This window comes from Ruegeria sp. YTSA072 (assembly GCF_059610285.1).
On the sequence record NZ_JBXWNI010000017.1, the window covers coordinates 32,073 to 55,120 of the forward strand.

At 57.6% G+C, this 23,048-nt stretch carries 19 protein-coding genes; 11 read left to right on the plus strand and 8 right to left on the minus strand.

From position 1 onward, the window contains the following. The first annotated feature begins 13 nt into the window (after window positions 1-13). The 6 genes from AC2FIB_RS20250 (at window position 14) to AC2FIB_RS20275 (ending at window position 9,790) form a co-directional block, all read left to right on the plus strand. On the plus strand, window positions 14-448 hold the full coding sequence (locus AC2FIB_RS20250) for a GFA family protein (protein WP_496737316.1): 435 nt from the start codon (window positions 14-16) through the stop codon (window positions 446-448). Continuing rightward, window positions 445-4,977, plus strand: coding sequence for a glutamate synthase large subunit (gltB, locus tag AC2FIB_RS20255; RefSeq protein ID WP_496737315.1), 4,533 nt, complete (start codon window positions 445-447; stop codon window positions 4,975-4,977). The genes AC2FIB_RS20250 and gltB overlap by 4 nt, the downstream gene beginning before the upstream one ends. 161 nt (window positions 4,978-5,138) lie before the next feature. Further along, window positions 5,139-5,873, plus strand: a complete 735-nt coding sequence (mtgA, locus tag AC2FIB_RS20260) for a monofunctional biosynthetic peptidoglycan transglycosylase (RefSeq protein ID WP_496737313.1) — start codon at window positions 5,139-5,141, stop codon at window positions 5,871-5,873. A gap of 58 nt (window positions 5,874-5,931) precedes the next feature. Continuing rightward, window positions 5,932-6,597 (plus strand): FtsZ-binding protein FzlA, encoded by a 666-nt coding sequence (fzlA, locus tag AC2FIB_RS20265; RefSeq protein WP_496737311.1) that lies wholly within the window; start codon window positions 5,932-5,934, stop codon window positions 6,595-6,597. Between the two features lie 79 nt (window positions 6,598-6,676). Then, window positions 6,677-7,714, plus strand: a complete 1,038-nt coding sequence (queG, locus tag AC2FIB_RS20270; RefSeq protein WP_496737309.1) for a tRNA epoxyqueuosine(34) reductase QueG — start codon at window positions 6,677-6,679, stop codon at window positions 7,712-7,714. A 72-nt stretch (window positions 7,715-7,786) separates the two neighbouring features. After that, on the plus strand, window positions 7,787-9,790 hold the full coding sequence (locus AC2FIB_RS20275) for a hydantoinase/oxoprolinase N-terminal domain-containing protein (protein WP_496737308.1): 2,004 nt from the start codon (window positions 7,787-7,789) through the stop codon (window positions 9,788-9,790). Between the two features lie 26 nt (window positions 9,791-9,816). Here the strand turns inward: AC2FIB_RS20275 and msrA are convergent, their stop codons facing one another. Both msrA and msrB read right to left on the minus strand, forming a co-directional pair. After that, window positions 9,817-10,326, minus strand: a complete 510-nt coding sequence (gene msrA, locus AC2FIB_RS20280) for a peptide-methionine (S)-S-oxide reductase MsrA (protein WP_496737306.1) — start codon at window positions 10,324-10,326, stop codon at window positions 9,817-9,819. Beyond that, a complete protein-coding gene (msrB, locus tag AC2FIB_RS20285; protein WP_170563837.1) occupies window positions 10,323-10,772 on the minus strand; it encodes a peptide-methionine (R)-S-oxide reductase MsrB in 450 nt (149 codons plus the stop codon). The genes msrA and msrB overlap by 4 nt, the downstream gene beginning before the upstream one ends. A gap of 145 nt (window positions 10,773-10,917) precedes the next feature. Here msrB and AC2FIB_RS20290 point away from each other — a divergent pair, with 145 nt between their 5' ends. Further along, window positions 10,918-11,439 (plus strand): glutathione peroxidase, encoded by a 522-nt coding sequence (locus AC2FIB_RS20290; RefSeq protein ID WP_496737304.1) that lies wholly within the window; start codon window positions 10,918-10,920, stop codon window positions 11,437-11,439. On the opposite strand, the gene AC2FIB_RS20295 is transcribed toward AC2FIB_RS20290, so the two are convergent. Beyond that, window positions 11,415-12,302: a DMT family transporter gene (locus AC2FIB_RS20295; protein ID WP_496727332.1), complete on the minus strand. Its 888-nt coding sequence runs from the start codon at window positions 12,300-12,302 to the stop codon at window positions 11,415-11,417. The genes AC2FIB_RS20290 and AC2FIB_RS20295 overlap by 25 nt on opposite strands. Window positions 12,303-12,483: 181 nt before the next feature. On the opposite strand from AC2FIB_RS20295, the gene AC2FIB_RS20300 reads away from it, so the two are divergent. Next, the gene (locus AC2FIB_RS20300) at window positions 12,484-13,680 is read left to right on the plus strand and encodes a BCCT family transporter (protein ID WP_496737354.1); all 1,197 of its coding nucleotides are present in this window, start codon (window positions 12,484-12,486) and stop codon (window positions 13,678-13,680) included. Between the two features lie 602 nt (window positions 13,681-14,282). On the opposite strand, the gene AC2FIB_RS20305 is transcribed toward AC2FIB_RS20300, so the two are convergent. From AC2FIB_RS20305 to AC2FIB_RS20320, 4 genes are all read right to left on the minus strand, one after another. Beyond that, entirely contained in the window at window positions 14,283-14,570 is a 288-nt protein-coding gene (locus AC2FIB_RS20305) for an HU family DNA-binding protein (protein ID WP_039533371.1), read from the minus strand. A gap of 130 nt (window positions 14,571-14,700) precedes the next feature. Beyond that, on the minus strand, window positions 14,701-16,164 hold the full coding sequence (locus AC2FIB_RS20310; RefSeq protein ID WP_472722449.1) for an AMP nucleosidase: 1,464 nt from the start codon (window positions 16,162-16,164) through the stop codon (window positions 14,701-14,703). Next, window positions 16,161-17,963: an adenine deaminase gene (gene ade, locus AC2FIB_RS20315; protein ID WP_496737301.1), complete on the minus strand. Its 1,803-nt coding sequence runs from the start codon at window positions 17,961-17,963 to the stop codon at window positions 16,161-16,163. The genes AC2FIB_RS20310 and ade overlap by 4 nt, the downstream gene beginning before the upstream one ends. Before the next feature lie 144 nt (window positions 17,964-18,107). After that, window positions 18,108-18,983 (minus strand): LysR family transcriptional regulator, encoded by an 876-nt coding sequence (locus AC2FIB_RS20320; protein ID WP_496737299.1) that lies wholly within the window; start codon window positions 18,981-18,983, stop codon window positions 18,108-18,110. A gap of 118 nt (window positions 18,984-19,101) precedes the next feature. On the opposite strand from AC2FIB_RS20320, the gene AC2FIB_RS20325 reads away from it, so the two are divergent. Both AC2FIB_RS20325 and AC2FIB_RS20330 read left to right on the plus strand, forming a co-directional pair. Beyond that, a complete protein-coding gene (locus tag AC2FIB_RS20325) occupies window positions 19,102-19,857 on the plus strand; it encodes a class II aldolase and adducin N-terminal domain-containing protein (RefSeq protein WP_496737297.1) in 756 nt (251 codons plus the stop codon). Window positions 19,858-19,879: 22 nt separating this feature from the next. Beyond that, window positions 19,880-20,869 (plus strand): sterol desaturase family protein, encoded by a 990-nt coding sequence (locus tag AC2FIB_RS20330; protein ID WP_496737296.1) that lies wholly within the window; start codon window positions 19,880-19,882, stop codon window positions 20,867-20,869. Here AC2FIB_RS20330 and AC2FIB_RS20335 read toward each other — a convergent pair. Then, a complete protein-coding gene (locus AC2FIB_RS20335; RefSeq protein WP_496737294.1) occupies window positions 20,866-21,807 on the minus strand; it encodes a GlxA family transcriptional regulator in 942 nt (313 codons plus the stop codon). The two genes, AC2FIB_RS20330 and AC2FIB_RS20335, sit on opposite strands and share 4 nt — an antisense overlap. Window positions 21,808-21,885: 78 nt before the next feature. On the opposite strand from AC2FIB_RS20335, the gene AC2FIB_RS20340 reads away from it, so the two are divergent. Continuing rightward, window positions 21,886-23,046, plus strand: a complete 1,161-nt coding sequence (locus AC2FIB_RS20340; protein ID WP_109313076.1) for an acyl-CoA dehydrogenase family protein — start codon at window positions 21,886-21,888, stop codon at window positions 23,044-23,046. Window positions 23,047-23,048 lie beyond the last annotated feature (2 nt).

The window sequence follows — 23,048 nt, forward strand, 5'->3', positions numbered from 1 at the left end:
ACAGGAGGGTCTGATGCCCGAATTGCAAGGTCAATGCATGTGCGGCGCGGTCACGGTGACCGCAACCCCGGCGCTGGATTCGCTGGGTGCCTGCCATTGTGATCAATGCCGTCGCTGGACCAGTTCGATGCTGGTAACCTTCGCGGCCGAGCCCGGCTATGCCGCCTTGGGACCGGTCAAGACTTACACCTCGTCGGATTGGGCCGAACGGGCATTTTGCTCGGACTGTGGTTCGGCGCTGTGGTACCGGATCACTTTGCCGGGCGAGATGCACGGACAAACCCAAATGGCTGCCGGTCTTTTTGACGACACCGGCAACCTGCTGAAACTTGAACTTTACATAGATAAAAAGCCCGAGGGTTACGCGTTCGCAGGAGAGCGCCGGCAGATGACCAAAGACGAGGTCGAAGCCATGTATGCCCCGCCGGAAGAAGGAGACAGCCAATGACCAAATATGATGCCGATTGGGTGCGGGCCGAAGAAGCCAAGCGCAAATGGATGGCCGAAAATGGTCTCTATTCCGAGGATGAAGAGCATTCTTCATGCGGCGTAGGTCTTGTGGTTTCGATTGACGGCAAAGCGTCGCGTAAGGTGGTGGATGCCGGGATCGATGCGCTCAAGGCAATCTGGCACCGCGGTGCGGTGGACGCAGACGGCAAGACGGGTGATGGCGCGGGTATTCACGTGCAGATCCCGGTTCCGTTCTTCTATGACCAGATCCGCCGCACCGGACATGAGCCACGACTGGATCAACTGATTGCGGTTGGTCAGGTCTTTTTGCCACGCACCGACTTTGGCGCACAGGAACAGTGCCGGACCATCGTGGAAACCGAAGTTCTGCGCATGGGCTATTACATTTATGGTTGGCGTCATGTGCCGGTCGATGTGACCTGCTTGGGTGAAAAAGCCAACGCCACCCGGCCTGAGATTGAGCAGATCCTGATCTCGAACTCAAAAGGTGTGGATGAAGACACGTTTGAGCGTGAGCTTTATGTGATCCGTCGCCGTATCGAAAAGGCGGCACTGGCTGCCGGTATTTCTGATCTGTATCTGGCCTCGCTCAGCTGCCGGTCGATCATCTATAAAGGCATGATGTTGGCCGAGCAGGTCGCGGTGTTCTACCCCGATTTGATGGACGAGCGCTTTGAAAGTGCCTTTGCCATCTACCACCAGCGATATTCGACCAATACGTTCCCGCAGTGGTGGCTGGCCCAGCCTTTCCGCATGCTGGCCCATAACGGCGAGATCAACACGCTGAAGGGCAACATCAACTGGATGAAAAGCCATGAGATCCGCATGGCGAGCGGCACCTTTGGTGACTATGCCGAGGACATCAAGCCGATCATTGCAGGTGGCTCGTCGGATTCGGCGGCTCTGGACTCTGTTTTTGAAGTTCTTGTCCGTGCCGGCCGGTCTGCCCCAATGGCGAAAACCATGCTGGTGCCGGAAAGCTGGTCCAAGCAGGCGGTCGAACTGCCGCAGGCGTGGCGCGACATGTATTCCTACTGCAACTCGGTGATGGAGCCGTGGGACGGCCCCGCCGCATTGGCGATGACCGATGGCCGCTGGGTCTGTGCGGGTCTGGACCGGAACGGTCTGCGTCCGATGCGGTATGTGGTGACTGGCGATGGTCTGGTTATCGCAGGGTCCGAGGCCGGGATGGTGCCGATTGATGAGGCCACAGTGACCGAAAAAGGCGCGCTTGGCCCAGGTCAGATGCTGGCCGTCGATATGAAGAAGGGCAAGTTGTTCCGCGACACGCAGATCAAGAACAAACTGGCCCGTGCGCTGCCATTTGGCGAATGGGTCGGCAAGATTCACGATTTGGATGCCACGCTGGCGGGCGTGACCGAAGCTCCGATCTTTTCAGGTGAAGAACTGCGCAAGCGCCAAATCGCGGCGGGGTATTCAGTCGAAGAATTGGAGCAGATTCTCGCCCCGATGGCGGAAGATGGTAAAGAGGCGCTGGCCTCGATGGGTGACGATACGCCCTCGGCGGTTCTGTCCAAGCAATACCGCCCGCTCAGCCATTTCTTTAGGCAGAATTTCAGCCAGGTGACCAACCCGCCGATCGATTCTTTGCGCGAATACCGCGTGATGTCTTTGAAGACGCGGTTTGCGAACCTCAAGAACGTGCTGGATGAGGACAGCAGCCAGACCGAGATTGTGGTTCTGGAAAGTCCCTTTGTCGGCAACGCGCAATGGGACAAGCTGGTTGAAAGCTTTGATGCCCCGCTGGCCGAGATCGACTGTAGCTTTGAGCCCGGCCAAAACGCACTAAGCGAGGCGTTGGCCCGTGTTAGAGCCGAAGCGGAAGAGGCCGTTCGGTCCGGCGCTGGGCATCTGGTGCTGTCTGACATGAACTCGGGCGCAGGTCGTGTGGCGATGCCCATGATCCTTGCCACAAGTGCGGTGCACTCGCACCTGACCCGTCAGGGCCTACGGACATTCTGTTCGTTGAACGTACGCTCGGCGGAATGTGTCGACCCGCACTATTTTGCCGTTCTGATCGGTTGTGGTGCGACCGTTGTGAACGCCTATCTGGCCGAGGATTCGCTGGCCGACCGTATTGATCGCGGCCTTCTGGACGGGGCCCTGACCGAAAATGTCGCTCGATTCCGCGAGGCGGTTGATCAGGGCCTGTTGAAGATCATGGCCAAGATGGGAATCTCAGTGATTTCGTCCTATCGCGGTGGCTTGAACTTTGAGGCCGTTGGCCTGAGCCGTGCGATGGTGGCCGAGTATTTCCCCGGAATGACCAGCCGGATTTCGGGTATCGGCGTCACGGGTATTCAGACGAAGGCCGAGGAGATCCACGCCAAGGCATGGGATAGCGGTCTGGACGTGCTGCCCATCGGTGGGTTCTACAAGGCGCGTAAATCGGGTGAGACCCACGCGTGGGAAGCGACCTCGATGCATATGATGCAAATGGCTTGTAACCGCGCGTCCTATGAGCTGTGGAAGCAATACTCGGCCAAGATGCAGTCGAACCCGCCGATCCATCTGCGTGACCTGATGGACTTTAAACCGCTGGGCAAGCCAATCCCGATTGAAGAGGTCGAGTCGATCACTTCGATCCGCAAGCGGTTCGTCACGCCGGGCATGTCGCTGGGCGCGTTATCGCCCGAGGCGCACAAGACGCTGAACGTGGCGATGAACCGGATCGGTGCGAAATCCGACAGTGGCGAGGGTGGCGAAGACCCGGCACATTTCGTGCCGGAACCCAATGGTGATAACCCGTCGGCCAAGATCAAACAGGTCGCCTCGGGCCGCTTCGGTGTGACCGCCGAATATCTGAACCAGTGTGAAGAGCTGGAGATTAAGGTCGCCCAGGGTGCGAAACCCGGTGAAGGCGGTCAGCTGCCGGGCATGAAGGTGACCGACCTGATTGCACGTCTGCGTCATTCGACCAAGGGCGTGACCCTGATCTCGCCACCACCGCACCATGATATTTACTCGATCGAGGATCTGGCGCAGCTGATCTATGACCTGAAACAGATCAACCCGCGCTGCAAAGTGACGGTGAAACTGGTGGCATCCTCGGGCGTCGGCACGATTGCCGCCGGTGTGGCCAAGGCCAAAGCGGACGTGATCCTGATTTCGGGCCACAATGGTGGCACCGGGGCATCTCCGGCGACCTCGATCAAATATGCCGGTCTGCCGTGGGAGATGGGCCTGACCGAGGCACATCAGGTTTTGGCGATGAACAACCTGCGCGACCGCGTGACCCTGCGAACCGATGGTGGCTTGCGCACCGGTCGTGATATCGTCATGGCTGCGATGATGGGGGCCGAGGAATACGGTATCGGCACCGCGGCGCTGATCGCGATGGGCTGTATCATGGTGCGTCAGTGCCAGTCGAACACCTGCCCGGTCGGTGTATGTACGCAGGACGAATCCCTGCGGGCAAAATTCACCGGTAACGCCGATAAGGTCGTCAACCTGATCACCTTCTACGCACAGGAAGTGCGCGAGCTGCTGGCCAGCCTCGGTGCGCGGTCGATTGACGACATCATCGGGCGGGCAGATCTGCTGGCGCAGGTCAGTCGCGGTTCGGCGCATCTGGATGATCTGGACCTCAACCCGCTGCTGATCACCGTCGATGGTGCCCATAACATCGTCTATAATCGCGACAGAGACCGGAACGCGGTGCCTGATACACTGGACGCGGAAATCGTGCGCGATGCCGCCCGGTTCCTGAAAGACGGCGAGAAAATGCAGCTGTCTTATGCGGTTCAGAACACGCATCGGACCGTGGGCACGCGAGTGTCCAGCCATATCGTGCAGAATTTCGGGATGCGGAACACGTTCCAGCCCGACCACCTGCATGTGAAACTGCAAGGCTCGGCTGGTCAGTCGCTGGGGGCCTTCGCGGCCCCGGGTCTGAAGCTTGAAGTATCTGGTGATGCCAACGACTATGTCGGTAAAGGCCTGTCCGGGGGCACAATCGTCGTGCGTCCGCCGCAGGTCAGCCCCCTGAAAGCCGACGAGAACACCATTATCGGCAACACCGTTCTTTACGGCGCAACCGATGGCCACTTGTTTGCGGCTGGCCGCGCGGGTGAGCGGTTCGCGGTGCGGAACTCGGGCGCCACTGTGGTGATCGAGGGCTGTGGCTCAAACGGCTGTGAATACATGACCGGTGGTATCGCGGTGATCCTGGGTGGTATCGGTGCCAACTTTGGCGCAGGTATGACGGGCGGTATGGCTTATCTGTACGACCCCGAAGGCAAGGCCCAGCAGCTGATGAACATGGAAACGCTGGTGACCTGTCCGGTGACCGTCGGTCATTGGGAAGATCAGTTGAAATCGCTGATCGAAGCCCATCAGGCTGAAACCAACAGTCGCAAGGCCGCCGACATTCTGCAACATTGGGAGGTCGAAAAGACCAACTTCCTTCAGGTTTGCCCGAAAGAGATGCTGAATAAGCTCAGCCATCCTCTGACAACCGAGGCAACTGCTGTTCCCGCCGAGTAAGCGAAAATAGTTAGACTAAATCAGAACCCCGCGTGTCACCAAGGACACGCGGGGTTTTCAATTTACGGACCGGCCTTGCTTAAGATTGCATACCCGCGCAACGCTCAGATCAGGCAAGATAAACCGTTCCAAACCCGGCCACAGCGTCGTATAGCAACAAAATGGCAAGAACAGCAGCGCGCAAGTCGAGCAAAAAGAAAAGCAAGGCGTCTAAATCAAAAAAGCCACTGATCCCGCGGATTCGTCGTTGGGTCACACGCGCCGCTTTGGGTGTCGTGGCCTTCATCGTTGGGTTGGTCCTGCTGTACTCGGTGGTCAATCCGCCGGTGACACATACGATCTGGTCCGAATGGCGACGATTGGGAAAAGTTGAGCGTGACTGGGTGCCGATAGAGGAAATTGCCCCGGTTATGGGCAGATCTGCTGTCGCCGCCGAAGATGCCAATTTCTGCCTGCATTGGGGCTTTGACGTTGAAGCAATCCGAGATGCGCTGGAAGATGGCGGCAGCCGGGGTGCCTCGACCATTACCCAGCAGGTCGTGAAGAACGTGTTCCTGTGGCAGGGGCGCAGTTGGGTGCGCAAGGCGCTTGAAACGTCGATTACGCCCGTCGTCGAAATCTTCTGGAGCAAACAGCGGATTCTGGAGATCTATCTGAACGTTGCCGAGACCGGACAGGGGGTCTTCGGGGTCGAAGCGGCAGCACAGCGATACTATGGAACGAGTGCGTCTAAGTTGTCGTCGGTTCAGGCGGCACGGCTGGCGGCGATCCTGCCGTCCCCTCGCAATAGATCCGTCACAGACCCATCGGTTCGGACCCGCAGACGGGCGGCATCCATACTGGATGGGGCGGCCACCATCCGCGCAGATGGTCGCGCGGATTGTTTCGAGGATTGAAACCCTATGCCCCTCAAGGCTAAAGCTGGGGGGTATTCACTGGTTCGATTGGAAGATTATGGCGCGTCTGTTTCATGTTCCCCTGTCCCCGTATTGCCGCAAGGTGCGCCTGTCGCTTGCGGAAAAGAAGATCGAAGTTGAGCTGGTCGAGGAACGATACTGGGAACAAGACCCGGATTTCCTGCGCCGCAACCCTGCCGGAAAAGTACCGGTATTGCGTCTTGATGGGCAGGTCATGGCGGAGAGCGCCGCCATTTGTGAGTATATCGAAGAAACCCGCCCGGAACCTCCGCTGATGCCCAAAAAGCCCGAAGCGCGTTACGAGGTGCGGCGCCTGATCGGTTGGTTTGATGACAAGTTCCATCACGAAGTGACATCGAGACTGCTGTATGAGCGTGTTAACAAAAAGGTGACGGGCGAGGGCTATCCCGACAGCAAAAACGTCAAGGCAGGCGCGAAGGCGATCAAGTATCATCTGGATTATATGGCATGGCTGCTGGATCATCGGCGCTGGCTGGCGGGGGATCAGATGACACTGGCCGATTTTGCCGCTGCCGCGCATCTGTCATCACTGGATTATATTTCGGATGTAGATTGGAACCGTTCTCAGGCGGTCAAAGACTGGTACGCCAAGATCAAGTCGCGACCCGCGTTCCGATCGATTTTGGCGGATCAGGTCCCTGGATTCCGGCCACCGCCGCATTACGCCGATCTGGATTTCTGATAGGGTAAGGGTGTAGCGGGCTGACTGCCCCTCTTGGCCGGGTGTGGGCCAATTCACCCCTGAGGGTACTTGTAGCCAGATGAAGAGCGGATCAGGTTTAAAAGAAAAGCTGGTGACGCAGGCGTTGAGCGAGGGATTTGTCTCTTGCCGTGTTTGCCGACCTTGGGACGTGCCCGATGTGCCGGCGCGTTTGCAGGCGTTTTTGGATGCCGGGTATCACGGGCAGATGGGGTGGATGGCCGAGCGGACACATTGGCGCGGCGATCCGGCCGCATTGTGGCCCGAGGCGCGGTCGGTCATCATGCTGGCCGAGAGCTATACGCCCGAGCATGATCCGACTGATGTATTGAACCACCCGGACAAGGCGGCGATTTCTGTTTATGCGCAGAACAAGGATTACCACGATCTGGTCAAAAAGCGGCTGAAACGGCTGGCGCGCTGGCTGATTGCGGAAGCCGGTGGAGAGGTAAAAGTTTTTGTTGATACCGCGCCTGTGCCGGAGAAGGCTTTGGGCCAAGCGGCAGGGCTGGGCTGGCAGGGAAAACACAGCAATCTCGTAAGCCGTGACTGGGGAAATTGGGCCTTTATAGGCTCTGTTTTTACGACGTTGGACCTGCCTGCAGACATGGCTGAAACTGACCATTGCGGTAATTGTCGAGCTTGTTTGAGCGCCTGTCCGACGGAGGCGTTTCCCGCCCCGTATCAGTTGGATGCGCGGCGTTGCATTTCGTATCTGACGATCGAACATAAAGGGCCGGTTGACGAAGAGCTGCGCCAAAAGCTGGGAAACCGGATTTACGGATGCGACGATTGTTTGGCCGCGTGCCCGTGGAACAAATTCGCCATCGCAGCGAGCGATGTGCGATACGCTGCGCGTGATGATCTGAAAGCACCACCGCTGTCCGAGCTTGCTGTGTTGGATGATGCGGCGTTTCGGGCCAAGTTCTCGGGCTCGCCGATCAAGCGGATCGGGCGGGATCGGTTTGTGCGCAATGTGCTTTACGCGATTGGCAACTCGGAACAGTCGGATTTGATGCCCGTCGCACAGTCGCTTGCCGATGATCCTGACCCAACGGTGGCGGACGCAGCGCGCTGGGCGGTGAAACGATTGTCATAAGTGACGCAAACAGGCTGGACGTGTCGGTCCAAACCGCTACACCCATCGACAGCGAACAGGAAGGAGATCCCGATGGCGTTGGCTTTGGGGGTGGATACAGGTGGAACCTATACGGACGCAGTGCTGATCCGGGATGAAAAAGAGGTGATCGCCTCGGCCAAATCCCTGACAACGCGCGCTGATCTGGCCATTGGGGTTGGACAGGCGATCTCGGCAGTGTTGGATCAAGCACAGGTGTCGCCGGAGCAGATCTCAATGGCGTCTTTGTCGACGACATTGGCGACGAATGCCTTGGTCGAAGGGCAGGGTGGTAGAGTCGCACTGATTTACATCGGGTTCAAGGAAGCAGACCTTGAGAAACATGGGCTGCGGGATGCGCTGAAGGGTGATCCAGCGCTGGTGATTGGCGGTGGGCATAGCCACGCCGGGGGTGAGGCTGCTCCATTGGATGTCGATGCGTTGGAAGCATTTTTAGCGTCGCACAAAGATGTTTCTGGGTTTGCGGTTGCCGCGCAGTTCGCAACGCGGAACCCGGCGCATGAATTGAATGCCGCGCGTGTCATTGCCGAGAAAACCGGGGCTCCGGTAACGTGCTCTCATCAGTTGTCGGCCAAGCTGAACGGTCCGAAACGCGCGGTCACGGCGGTTTTGAACGCACGTTTGATTGGTATGATCGACCGTTTGATCGGACGGGCGCAGGATCGTTTGGTTGATCTGGGCATCACCGCACCGATGATGGTTGTGCGCGGCGATGGTGCCCTGATGAGCGCCGAACAAGCGCGGGAACGCCCGATTGAAACGATCCTTAGTGGTCCTGCGGCCTCGATCGTCGGTGCAAGCTGGCTGACTGGGGTTCAAAACGCGCTGGTGTCAGATATTGGCGGTACGACCACCGATGTCGCGCTGATCCGGGACGGCAAACCGGCGATTGACCCAGCGGGCGCGCAGGTCGGCGGGTTTCGTACGATGGTTGAGGCGGTTGCCATGCGCACCCACGGATTGGGTGGAGACAGCCAGGTGCATGTGGTCACCGAAGGGCTGGGTGGCGGTGTGTTTTTGGGGCCGCGACGGGTGCTGCCGGTTTCCCTGATTGCCGCCGAAGCACCTGAGGTCGTTCACGCCGTTCTGGATACCCAACTAAGGGCGACGACTGTGGGTGAGCATGACACGCGGTTCGCCCGTCGTGTTCCCGGCATCAACGCCGACGGGTTGGGTGCGCGCGAAGAGTCGCTGTTGGAGAGGCTGGGCGAGAACGTCATGCCCCTAAGCGACCTGCTGCGCACCCGTATGGAGAACGGAGCTTTGTCGCGTCTGGTGGATCGCGGTGTCGTTCAGGTTTCGGGTGTGACGCCATCGGATGCCAGCCATGTTTTGGGCCCATTGGATGCCTGGGATGCGGACGCTGCCCACAAGGCGTTGGAGCTGGTTGCGCGCAAGCGGGTGGGGACTGGCGACAGGTTGGCCGCCACCCCGGAACAGTTGGCGCAGATGATCGTGGATCAACTGACCGAACAGACATCATTGACCTTGTTAGAGACCGCTTTTGCGGAAGAAACCGATGGGTTTGGTCTTCCGCCCGCCGAACTGGCTCGGCATGTCCTGATGCAGAAAGGGCTGGCGCGGCATCGCGGTTTGCTGGCGCTGGACGCATCGCTGAACGTGGATGTGGTAGGTCTTGGCGCTTCGGCTCCATGCTATTATCCGGCCGTCGGGGATCGTTTGCATTGCGCGATGATCCTGCCGGAACACGCAGGCGTGGCCAACGCGATCGGGGCGGTTGTTGGCCGGCTTACACTGCGCAGATCGGGAACGGTGACGTCTCCGTCCGAAGGGCGCTACCGGGTTCATCTGGAAGAAGGGCCGCAGGATTTCACGGAATCCGACAAGGCCTTGGCGTTGCTGGAAACGGTTCTGAGGGATCAGGCCGAGGGTGCAGTGCGACAGGCCGGAGCAGCCGATATCCGGGTGGTTGTCGATCGCGACATCCGCACTGCGCGCATCGAAGCGCAGGACGTGTTTGTCGAAGCGATGATCACGGTCGAAGCCAGCGGGCGCCCTAGGATGGCGTCTGGTTAGCCCCCGCTAGAAAGGGGGCCAACCGGTTACTCAGCTGCGTCGCGTTTGGGCAGAACCCAATCGGGGCGTGGGAAGTGGCAGGTATAGCCGTTGGGGATACGTTCAAGGTAATCCTGATGTTCAGGTTCGGCTTCCCAGAAATCGCCTACGGGTTCGACCTCTGTGACGACTTTGCCCGGCCAAATACCGCTGGCATTCACGTCGGCAATCGTGTCCTCAGCCAACTGTTTCTGGGCGTCGTCCACAAAGTAGATGGCCGAGCGATAGCTCATCCCGCGATCATTGCCCTGACGGTTAACGGTTGTCGGGTCGTGAATCTGAAAGAAGAACTCGAGCAGGTCGCGATAGGTAATTTGCGCGGGGTCGAAAATGATCTCGATCCCTTCGGCATGGGTGCCGTGGTTACGATAGGTGGCGTTCGGCACGTCACCGCCAGTATACCCGACGCGGGTGCTGGAAACGCCGGGCAATTTACGGATCAGGTCCTGCATGCCCCAAAAGCAGCCCCCGGCCAGAACAGCGCGTTCATTGGTCATTGGATTTCCTCCACATGGATCAGGTATTCACCGTACCCTTCGGCCTCCATCTCATCGCGATGAATGAACCGCAAGGAGGCGGAGTTGATACAATAGCGTAGCCCGCCGTGTTCGCGTGGACCGTCGGGGAATACGTGCCCCAGATGACTGTCGCCATGTTTCGAGCGGACCTCGGTCCGGATCATGCCAAGCGTGCGATCTTCAATCTCTTCGACATGCTCGTGCACGATGGGCTTGGTAAAGCTTGGCCAGCCACATCCGGATTCGTATTTGTGGGTCGAGGCAAATAGCGGTTCGCCCGAGACGATATCGACGTATATGCCCGGTTCCTTGTTTCCCAACAGTTTTCCAGTGCCGGGGCGTTCGGTCCCGCTGCGTTGGGTGACGTGAAATTCTTCAGGGGAAAGAGCGGCTATGGCCTCGGGGTCTTTGGTGTAGCGGGTCATGGCTTCTCCGGTGTTGATATGACTTGGACCTTTATTTGGGCATACTGGGGCAAAAATCAAAATCATATTTCAGCCTGCTCGCGTTCTCGTGCGGGTGATCCGAATGCCAAACGCACGCGTAATTCACAATAAAGGAGGTGACACCATGTTCAGACTGCTTCTGTTATCCGTCCTATTGCTGGTTGCCCGCGCTGTTCAAGCTGCACCTTTGACCGGTGAGTTTGACTCGATTGACGGCGGAACCCTTTCTCTTGAGGGGTGGAGAGGTCAGCCGGTGCTGATTGTGAACACGGCATCCCATTGCGGGTTCACGGGGCAATACGCTGGCTTACAAAAAATCCATGACACCTATGCTGATCGAGGTCTCGTGGTTTTGGCCGTCCCTTCGGATTCGTTCAATCAGGAACTGGGGTCAGCGAAAGAAGTGAAACAATTCTGCGAGATGAATTTTGGTCTGACCTTGCCCATGACCGACATCACCCCAGTCAAAGGCGCCGGTGCCCATCCGTTTTATAGGGCTGTTGCCCAGCAAACGGGCTTTGTCCCCAAGTGGAATTTCAACAAGATCCTGATTGACCCAGCGGGCGAGGTTGTCGCGACGTATGGCTCGAACGTCAAACCGGATTCACCGAAGCTCTTGCGTCAGGTCGAGGCATTGCTGCGCTGATCGGTCTGCCGAGACAGCTGCACTGCCAGAATTCCCAGCGTTGTGATGCCCACGCCAACCGCATCCATCGGACCAAGCTTTTCACCCAGCAGAGCAGCAGCGACCGCGACGCCAAAGACCGGGTTCAAAAAGTGAAAAGTTGCGGCTCGGATCGCGCCGATCCTGTTCAACAAATGGAACCAGATCAGTGTCGCCAACAAGCCAGGGAACAGTGTCGTATAAGCAAAGGCCAGCATCCACGGTACGTTCGGGTGAATGTAGATCGTCTCGAATATGGGGGCCGCGAAGAACAGAATTGCCGCGCCCACCAGCATCTGTAGCCCGACCACCATCATGAAATTGCCGCCGGATGTTGCCCCGCGCACAGCCAGTGTCGCAAAGCTGAGCGCCAGCGCGCCCAGCCCGCACAGCATGACGCCAAACAGGTCGGCGCCCGCGCTAATCCGGCTGCTCATGATCAATGCGACGCCAGCGAAACCCGCCAGCAATCCGAACACGCCCAGTGGTCGAAGTTTTTCGTGAAACAGTGTCCAGCTGGCTAATGCCACGATCAGGGGCATTGTTGATGCAATAATCGCCGCAACAGATGCTTGTACGGTTTGCATTGCGTAGAAATTCAGACCCAAATAAAGGGCATTTTGGCATATTCCGAACAGAATAGTCGCGTACCATTGCGCGCGCGTCAGCCTCCAGCTTTGGCCCATCGCCCGTGCAATTGCGACCCCCAACAACCCCGATATCAAAAATCGCAGCGCCAGTGAGAAAAGGGGCGAGGCATCGGCAACGATGATCCGCGCCGAGGTGAAGGCTGACGACCAGATGAAGGCAAATGCCAGCCCCATGGCTATGGCGCGCAGATCCATGATGACGCTCTCCCAAACGCCGCGACTGTTTCGGAATTATCTCAAACGCGCAAGCGCCCCGCGTCAAAAAAACCACAGGCCTCATCAGTTACATTCGGCATTGCAGTGTTTGTTGATTGATCAGTCAATTAAAGGTATGCGAACCGCAATCTGACTAACCAAGGGAGGTATGTTGGTGCTTTTGGGGTATATTCTGTCTTTCGGCGTCCTGCTGGCATTGGGCCTGGTCGCTTTCTTCGTCGTGAAATGGTGGAACCTGCGTTGCGTGGGCGTCACGCCAGTGCATCTGTTCACCTTCATCGCGATCCTGTTCACGTCCGGTCTGGATGTCGGCCTGATCATGTTCCCGCTGACCGAGTTTGGCGGATATGCCGAGGAACCGGCCTATGCCTTTGCGAACCCGCTGGCCATCGAGTTCGGGTTCTGGGGCTTCCTGATCTGGGCCTTCTACTTCCTGACGGCGTTCTATTTCTGCGTCATCGAACCCCGCGTGAAGTTCTTTGAGATCCCGCTGGTCAAGTTGATCAACAACGTGGTGATTATTGGCACCTGCGCCTTCACCGCCAGCCTGTTTCTGATCTACCTGCCTGGCTATCTGCCTGAAGTCGGAGACGGCGAATCCGTGGTTTCAACCTTCTACATCATCGTATTTGTGGTCATTCTGGCAGCGGCCTATTCTTCGACCGACCTGAAATACGTGCGTATCCTGTCCGTGGGTTCGACCTTCCTGTTCCTTGCGCTGATCATCGGAATGTGGGTCGCGGCTGGCATGGGCATGACCGGATTTGTTGAAACCGGCAGCAACATCAGCGCTTACTTTGCCAACCTGCACAAGTTTGTCCTGCCGCTGACCGATTATCACGCCTTCTATTTGTTCTGGTGGTTCGCGTGGTCGATCATGATTGGCCAGTTCACCTCTCGCTTTGTCGGTGGTCTGAAAACCTGGCAATTGCTGGCGGCGCTGCTGATTTTCCCGTCGATCCCGTTGGGAATCTGGTTCACCGTTCTCTACTACTATCACCTGAACGGCATCAGCACTGCGGGCATCACCAACATCGCGATGGTGATCGTGGGCGTGACCTTTGTGATCAACTCGCTGGACTCGCTGATTAGGCTCTATACAGACAACCTGAACCTGACAGTCGAGCGGTTCGGCAAGGCGATCTACGTTGCAGGCAACGTCGCCCTGCTGTTTGTCCTGACCCTGCTGTTCCAGAGCCAGTGGCTGCAGATCCAGTGGATCGGCGCGGTTGTCGTCGGCCTTTATCTGGCTTGTGTGGTCTATATCCTGATCACCAAGCGCAAGGAGGTGATGAGCATCAATTCAATGCCGGAAGGTCGTGATCTGGACTTCCACAAGGTTGAGACGGTTCACTGACCAATCTGGGCAGTGAAATAAAAACGGGCGCTTCGGCGTCCGTTTTTTTTGGCACGGTTTCTGGCCGCGACTGTGTCCGCAATGCGGACTAAGCGGTCATTCAAATATGAGCCACTGGCTTGTGACTACCCCTGAAATGCCGTTCGATTTCAGAGGCAAAGCAAAATTTGTTGGTTTCTTGACATTCGCAACCAACAAACGTGCAATAAGGCCATGAAACAATTGGTTGAGTTGATCAGAATTCCTGCAAGAAACGAGCTTCCTCAGTTCCGAAAAGGACTCGGTGTGAGGCTCGTGTTTGTTTCCATAGCGTTATTGCTGGTTCACATAAACTCTGGTCGACAGTCGTTGCTTTGGTACCTGGCTGCTTTCCCCATGATCTACGCAGTATTGATGCTGGGTGTAATCGAACGCCGCATTGATAATAGAAATAAAACCAACAAATCTGACTGATGTCTTGCTCAGACCTTTAGGCTGACAAGTGTGATAAGTGGCTTTGGGCTCAAAGCAGACAAACACAAAAGACCAGTTTCAAAGGGGAGGAAAAAGAAAAAGGGCCCCCAAAACGGCGGCCCTCAATCATGTCACTGTGAAAGCTGAGATCAGCCGTTCACGCTGTCCTTCAGAGCTTTCGCGATGGTCATCTTGACCACCTTGTCGGCTTCTTTCTTGAACTGCTCGCCGGTGGCGGGGTTGCGCACCATGCGCTCGGGGCGCTCGCGGCAGTAGATTTTGCCAACGCCAGGCAGGGTCACTGCGCCACCGGCGGAAACTTCACGGGTGATCAGGCCAGTCATGGCCTCCAACGCTGCGTTTGCAGCTTTCTTGTCGGTTCCCATTTCCTCAGCGAGAGCAGCCACCAGCTGAGTCTTTGTCATAGGCTTTGCCATTTCTTGGTCTCCTTAACGTGCCCGATACATAGGGCCTCACCGCGTAACTGTAACGGGATATTGTGGTCGAACACAACGAATAGTAGCGTTGAAAACCCTAAAAATATGGGGAAATCGTTGCTTTTTTGCGTCAGAGAAAGGCTGTTTCGTCGAATGAACGCAATTTCCGGCTGTGCAGACGCTCTAACGGCATGCCGCGCAGATGTTCCATCGCCCGAATTCCGATTGCAAGATGGCGACTGACCTGGGTGGTATAAAAGGCAGATGCCATGCCCGGAAGCTTTAATTCGCCGTGCAGCGGTTTGTCAGAAACACACAACAATGTGCCGTAGGGAACCCGGAACCGATAGCCATTTGCGGCGATGGTTGCGCTTTCCATATCCAGTGCAATGGCGCGGGATTGGCTGAGCCTTTGCACAGGGCCGGACTGATCGCGCAGTTCCCAGTTGCGGTTGTCGACCGAGGCGACGGTGCCGGTCCGCATGATCCGCTTAAGCTCGTATCCTTCCAACTCGGTGACCTCGGCCACGGCGCTTTCCAGCGCGACCTGAACCTCGGCCAGCGGCGGGATCGGAACCCAGACCGGCAGGTCATCGTCCAGCACCTTGTCTTCACGCAGGTAGGCGTGGGCCAGAACGAAATCCCCCAGCGCCTGCGTGTTGCGCAGCCCGGCACAGTGGCCGACCATCAGCCAGGCGTGGGGCCGCAGAACGGCGATATGGTCAGTGGCCGTTTTAGCGTTCGAAGGCCCAACGCCGATATTGACCAGCGTGATCCCGGATCCGTCCTCGCGTTTCAGGTGATAGGTTGGCATTTGCGGCAGCTTCAGTGGTTGGAGCAACTCTTCCTCGGAGCCCTTGATCTCGACATTCCCGGTCGAGACGAAGCTGGTGTAACCGCTGTCGGGATCGGCCAATTGCGCGCGCGCGTAATTCTCGAACTCAGAGACGTAGAACTGGTAGTTCGTGAACAGGACATGGTTCTGGAAATGGCTGGGATCCGTCGCGGTATAATGCGCAAGCCGGGCCAGCGAATAGTCGACGCGTTGGGCAGTAAACAAGGCTAGCGGACCGGCTTCATCCTCGTGGTCGTACACCCCGTTGACGATATCATCGTTGGTCGTGGTCAGGTCGGGAACGTCAAAGACATCGCGCAACGTGAACCCGGCCGCGCCCTGTTGCGGGACGTGCAGATCGGGATTGTTGGCAACCGCGAAATGCACCGGGATTGGTGTGTCGGACGGCCCAATCGTAACCGGCTGGTCGTGGTTCTTGATCAGCAACGCGATCTGCTGGGTCAAATAAGACCGGAACAAATCCGGCCGTGTAACCGTCGTGGCATGAATACCGGGCTCTGAGACGTGGCCAAAACTCAGGCGGCTGTCGACATGCGCATAGGACGACGTTCTGATGCGAATTTCCGGGTAATAGGCTCTGAATCGCGCCGTTGGAGTGCCGTGCTCAATGGCTGCCGAGAAACTGTCGCACAGAAAGCGGGTTGCTTGTTCATACAGCGCTTCCAACCGAGCGACCGCTGCTTTGGGGTCGGTGAATTGTTCCGGTTTAGGTGCGTCGGGTGTTTTTATTATTGTCATGCAAGTGGTTCCAGAAGATCAATCTTTTCAAAGGTGCGCACATCCACCAGACCCAGATCCGATATCCGCAATTCCGGAATCACGACCAGTGCCAAAAGTGAGTGCTGCATATATGCGTTGTTGAGGGTGCAGCCACAGGCCTCCATCGCGGCGACCATGTCTTCGGCTTTGGCGGCCACAGTTGCGGCGGGGCTGTCCGACATCAGGCCTGCGATGGGCAGTTCGACCAGCGCCAGTTCTTCCCCATCTCGGAAGATGGTGATGCCGCCACCCACCTCGGCCAGCCGATTTGCGGCCAGTGCCATCTGTTCGCGATCCGTGCCGACAACGATCATGTGATGGCTGTCATGCGCCACGGTCGAGGCCATGGCCATTTTGCCCTGATATCCGAATCCGGAAACGAATGCGTTCGTCACGCCGCCCGTCGCCCGGTGCCGTTCAACCAGCGCGATCTGGCAGACATCGTCGTCGCCCTCGACCAATCCTTCGATGATCGGCAGTTCAGCTTTCAGAGCTTTGGTCGGAGCCTGGTTTTCCACCACGCCGATCACGTTAGCCTGCACGCGGTTTGCCCCTGCAGGTGCTTGGATTTCGAAATCGGCAGCGGTCAGGGTATGCCCCAGATGCACGGTGTTCCGGGCGGTATCAGGCCAGTTGAGGTGCGGGCAATCCACGGTGATTTTGCCGCTGTCAGCGACGATCTGACCGCGCGCAATCACGGTGTCGATGGGTAGTTCTTTCATGTCCGAGCTAAGGATAATATCCGCGCGCCGCCCCGGTGTGATCGAGCCGATCTCACGTTCCAGCCCGAAATGGGTCGCCGTGTTGATCGTCGCCATTTGCAGGGCAATCAGCGGATCACATCCGCAAGCGATGGCGTGCCGAACCACGCGATTCATATGGCCGTCATTAACCAGCGTGCCTGAGTGGCAATCGTCGGTGCACAGGATAAAGTTGCGCGGGTCCAACCCTTTTTTCGTGACCGCAGTGATTTGGCTTTCCACGTCATACCAGGCCGAGCCCAGCCGCATCATCGACCGCATCCCCTGCCGAACACGTGCGATCGCGTCTGCCTCGCAGGTACCTTCGTGATCATCCGCCGGACCCCCGGCAACATAGGCGGCGAAATCAGGCCCTAAATCAGGCGAAGCGTAGTGTCCTCCTACGGTTTTCCCGGCGCGTTGCGTTGCGGCGATTTCCGCCAGCATCTTTGGGTCGCCATTGATGACACCGGGAAAGTTCATCATCTCGCCCAAGCCGATGATGCCGGGCCAGCTCATCGCTTCGGCCACGTCTTCGGCGGTAATTTCGTACCCTGTGGTTTCCAACCCCGGTGCGGAGGGGGCACAGGACGGCATCTGGGTAAAGATGTTCACCGGTTGCATCATCGCCTCGTCATGCATCATGCGCACGCCGTCCAGGCCAAGGACATTTGCGATCTCATGCGGGTCGGTGAACATGCTGGTGGTTCCGTGCGGAATGACAGCGCGAGCAAATTCAGCCGGTGTCAGCATGCCCGATTCGATATGCATATGGGCATCACACAGGCCAGGGATCATATAGCGCCCGGTGGCCTCGATGACCTGAGTCTCTGGACCGATGCAGTGTGATGCATCGGGTCCGACGTAAGCGATGCGCCCATCAGCGATGGCAATGTCATGGTTAGGAAGGCTTTCGCGGCTGTGCACATTCACCCAGATTCCACCGCGAATGACCGAATCTGCAGCTTCGCGACCTGCGGCTACGGCAATCAAACGGAGGGCGACATCGGGCCAACTAGGGAAGGGTGTGTGTTCCATGGCCCAACTTTCCCGAATGCGCAGGAAGGTTCAACCCCTTGTGAACAGGTATCATCAAACCGTCACGCAGCGCGTCAGCGCTGCACTGCCCAACCAGAAGAGACGCCCGGCAGGGCCTCGATGATGGGCGGGAGCAACCCTCGGTTATTTCTGTGTATCATGCTCCAGCTCGCGGCGAACCCAATTGGCAAACGCTATGGCGCCGGGACTTTCTTCGGCGCTCGGCGACAGCAGCAGGTAATAGGCTTCGGGCATAGGCGCGCGATGAGCAAACGGAGCAACCAAACGACCCTGTTCAATCAGGTCACTGGCAATGGTGTCATGCGCCAGACACAGCCCTCCGCCAGCCATGGCTACGGACAGGCTGACCAAGTAGGTGGTCGAATAAGTAATTGCAGGATTTTCCCAATTTAGATCCTGCTCCTCGGCCCAACCCAGCCAATTTGACAGCAGGTTTGAGCAGTCAAAAAGAGGGTGCTGTTGCAGGTTGTCCAACGTCACGTGATAGCCCGGCGCACAGACTGGATAATAATGATCGGTTCTCAGCAATTCGGTCCTAACCGTATCTGACGGCCGTAGTGAATAACGGATTTCCACGGCGGCCCCTTCGGCCATTTCGCGCGGCTCCCAAAGCTCAGTAAAGATATTCAGCTGCACCTCGGGATGCTGTACCCGAAATTTCGGCAGTCTGGGCGCCAACCAATTCACGGCAAAGGTGATGTTGCTTTGAACCTGAACTGCGTTCTGCTGTGCGCCGGTCACGGCCTGAGTTCCACGTACCAGTGTCCGAAATGCCTCGCGCACCACCGGAAGATACGTGATGCCCGCTTCGGTCAGTTCCAACGCACGTGGCCGACGCAAAAACAAAGGCTGGCCAAGGTACCCTTCCAAGGACTTGATCTGCTGGCTGACCGCGCTTTGCGTCATGTTCAGATCACGGGCCGCGCCGGTAAAGGACAAGTGCCGCGCCGCCGCCTCAAACGTGCGGAGCCAACCCAGCGGAGGAAGTGGTTTTTGCATGCGTATAACCTTGCCATTAGTTCAGCTAATGGAATAGTTGCGTTTTTTTCGTTGGTCAATTTTTGACGCTACAGGCACGATTTCCGAAAGTTCTCAGCTATCCGCAAAGGAGCCCGGAATGACTGTTACAAACCTGCGCGCCAATATCGACCACTGGGCCGAACGAGTTAATCTGGCTGCAACCTTTCGCTGGGTCGAGCGATTGAACATGCACGAAGGCGTTGCCAATCATTTCAGCCTTGCGGTGAACCCGGAAGGTACGCAATTTTTGATGAACCCGAACCAGATGCACTTTGCACGGGTCAAAGCGTCAAATCTGCTTTTTCTGGATGCAAATGATGCCGATGTGATGAACCAACCCGGTGCCCCGGATCCGACGGCTTGGGGTCTGCACGGATCAATCCACCGCCACTGTCCGCATGCGCGCTGTGTGATGCACGTGCATTCGATCTTTGCGACGGTCCTGGCATCGTTGGCGGATAGCACCTTGCCCCCGATCGATCAGAACACGGCCACTTTCTATAACCGGTATGTCATCGATCAGGAATTCGGAGGCCTCGCCTTTGAAAGCGAAGGTGAACGCTGCGCGTCGATGCTGTCGGACCCCAAGAAAAAGGTCATGATCATGGGCAATCACGGTGTTCTTGTGATCGGCAGTGACCCGGCAGATGCCTTTAACAGGCTTTATTATTTTGAACGCGCAGCGGAAACCTACATCCGAGCGCTGCAGACCGGCCAGCCATTGCGCGTCCTGCCAGATGAGATTGCCGAAAAGACTGCGCAAGAATTGGAAGACTATCCCGATCAGGCCCAGGCTCATCTGCGAGAGATCAAGGCCATATTGGACGATGGCGGCTCTGACTACGCCACATGACAACCTTATCAGGGTAACGACCATGTCTGACACTACACAGAGTCCGGAATCCGCCCGCTGGCACTATCATCCTGAAGGTCCGGTGGGGTTAAACCCCTTGTTCAATTGGCCACCACGTCCGTCAGCCGTGCTGAAATGGTACAGCGGGGCGTGGCTGCAGATCACGGCAATAACCTTGTGCCTTGCGCTGGCGGTTACCGCCTATGCTTTCTTTTTCCCGTCCTTGGAAAGTATGCAAAATTTTGCACTGGGTTGGATGTTTCGCATTTGGCTGCTGAACATGGTGCCCCAGATACTCGTCGCAGGTGGGCTGCACTGGTGGCTGTACATGCGAAAAGGGCAGGGCATGTACAAAAAGTTCGACCGCCGCGACCTGACCCGCAACAATGGTACGTTCACATTCCGCAATCAGGTTCTGGACAATATCTGGTGGACGCTGGGCAGCGCGATGACCGTCGCGACCGTTTATCAGTGGATCATCTACTGGGCGATGGCCAACGGCTATGTGCCAACCATCACGTGGTCCGGCGCGCCGGTCTGGTTCGTTGTGTGGATGGTGTTTATCCCGATGTGGTCAGGTCTGCACTTTTACTGGGTGCACCGGCTGGAACATCACCCGAAGCTCTACAAATACGTGCATGCTGTGCATCATCGTAACGTGAACATTGGGCCTTGGTCGGGAATCTCGAACCACTGGTACGAGAACTTGCTGTACTTCACGACCTATTTCATCCACCTGATCGTTCCGTCGCACCCGTTGCATGTGCTGTTCCACGCCTCCTTCCAGCAGATCAGCCCCGTGTTGTCTCATTCCGGGTTTGAAAAACTAAAGGCCGGAGACACGGATGCCGCCCGTGCCGGTGATTTCTTTCACCAGCTTCACCACCGGTATTTTGAATGCAACTACGGCACCTCTGAAATTCCGTTCGACAAGTGGTTTGGCACATATCATGACGGATCGGCCGAGGCGACGACCCGGACAAGGGCCTACAAGAAACAGATGTATACCTAGCTGGCCCGAAGCGCGCGCGGCGTGACCCCGAATTCGGCTTTGAAGGCACGGGTCAGGGCGCTGGGGTCGTCATAGCCCGCGCGCAGGGCAACCTCACCGATGCTCAGGTCGGTTTCCGCCACCAGTTTGCGCGCAAGGTTCAGGCGCAGGCGGCGGTAAACCTGCGCAGGACCCGCGCCCAGCTCGGACTGCATGCGGACGGACAAGGCTTTCTGCGATCGGCCAACCCGGCTTGCGATTTCGGACACTGGCAAGGGGATCTCAAGGTGTTCCTGCATCAAGGCCAGCGCCTTGTTCACGTAACCGCTGGTCGCGCCGGCACCGCCCGCATGCGAGCGCGCTGAATCGCGGGTCATGAACAGTTGCGACACTTCCAGCGCCAGGGCCTGTCCCTGATCCCGTGCAATCAGATGAAGCACCAGGTCAAAGGCCGCCATGGCCCCGGAACAAGTGATGCGATTGCGGTCGATGACATAGCGCTCGCGGTGGGCTTCGACATCGGGGAACCTTTCTGTAAATCCGGTCAGCTCTTCCCAGTGTATTGTGGCGCGATGCCCGTCCAGCAGCCCTGCCTGCGCCAAAAGCCAGCTGCCAGTGTCGAGGCCTGCCAGCACTTTGAACCGCTGATCCGCAGAACGCAGGCCTGAAAGTGTGCGCCACCCGCCATGCGCGCGGAATCCATAAGATGGCATGACCATGAGGATGTCTCCGCTGGCGATCTGGAGTGGGCGATGCGGCGCGACCTGCAGCCCGGATGACGATGTCACTGGACCACCCTCCAACGCAAGGAACTGCCAATCGTACAAATTACGTCCGGCCAGAGTGTTTGCAGCCCGCAGCGGCTCGACCGTATTGGCCAGACAATGGTTCGAGAATCCGTCGAACAGAAGAACCCCGATTTGCTGCGGTGCAGAGGGTGATTTAGTCCATTCTTGCATGGTAAACTTCTATTTCTGCACGTTTCAAATGGCAAGCCGCGTCAGAATATGCCGCAACGCCAGATGTGGAGACGCCCGATGCAATATGGATTGTCCGACGAACAAGAGATGATCGTCTCTACGGTTCGCAGCTTTGTGGAAAACGAAATCTACCCGCATGAGGCGCTGGTCGAGCGCACCGGCGAAGTCCCGGAGGAGATCGCGGATGAGATCAAGCGCAAGACGATTGAGCTGGGTTTTTATGCCTGTAATTTTCCCGAAAGCGTCGGTTGTGCAGGGTTGAACCATCTGGAGTTCGCGCTGGTCGAGCGTGAGCTGGGCCGCGGATCCATGGCGCTGAACCACTTCTTCGGGCGTCCTCAGAACATCCTGATGGCGTGTGAGGGCGAGCAGGTCGAACGATACTTGATGCCCGCCGTGCGTGGCGAAAGGATGGACGCGCTGGCAATGACCGAACCCGGTGCCGGGTCAGATGTTCGTGGAATGAAGTGCGCCGCGGTGCGGGATGGCGGAGACTGGGTGGTCAATGGCACCAAGCACTTCATCTCGGGCGCGGAGCACGCGGATTTCATCATCGTTTTTATCGCGACCGGCGAGGATCAGACGCCGAAAGGCCCCAAAAAGCGGATTACGGCGTTTCTGGTGGATCGCGGAACGCCCGGTTTCACCATCCGGGACGGGTACAAGTCGGTTAGCCATCGCGGTTACAAGAACATGGTTCTTGATTTCGATGATTGCCGTCTGCCGGACGCTCAGGTTCTGGGTGAGGTTGATGGCGGCTTTGAAGTGATGAACACCTGGCTTTATGCGACTCGTATCACGGTTGCTGCCATGTCCGTAGGCCGCGCACGCCGCGCTTTCGACTATGCGCTGGACTATTCCGCCACGCGCGAACAGTTCGGCCAGAAGATCGGCAAGTTTCAGGGCGTGTCCTTCCAAATCGCGGATATGATCACCGAGATTGACGCGGCGGACTTGTTGACGCTGGCCGCAGCCGACCGCCTGGACAAAGGCCTGCCTGCCAACCGCGAAATTGCTTCGGCTAAGCTCTATGCCTCGGAAATGCTCGCGCGGGTCACCGATGCCGCCATCCAAATTCACGGCGGCATGGGTCTGATGGACGATTACCCGCTTGAGCGGTTCTGGCGCGACGCGCGGGTCGAGCGTATCTGGGACGGGACCAGCGAAATTCAGCGCCACATTATCAGTCGCGATCTTCTGAGGGCACTCGGTGCGTGATG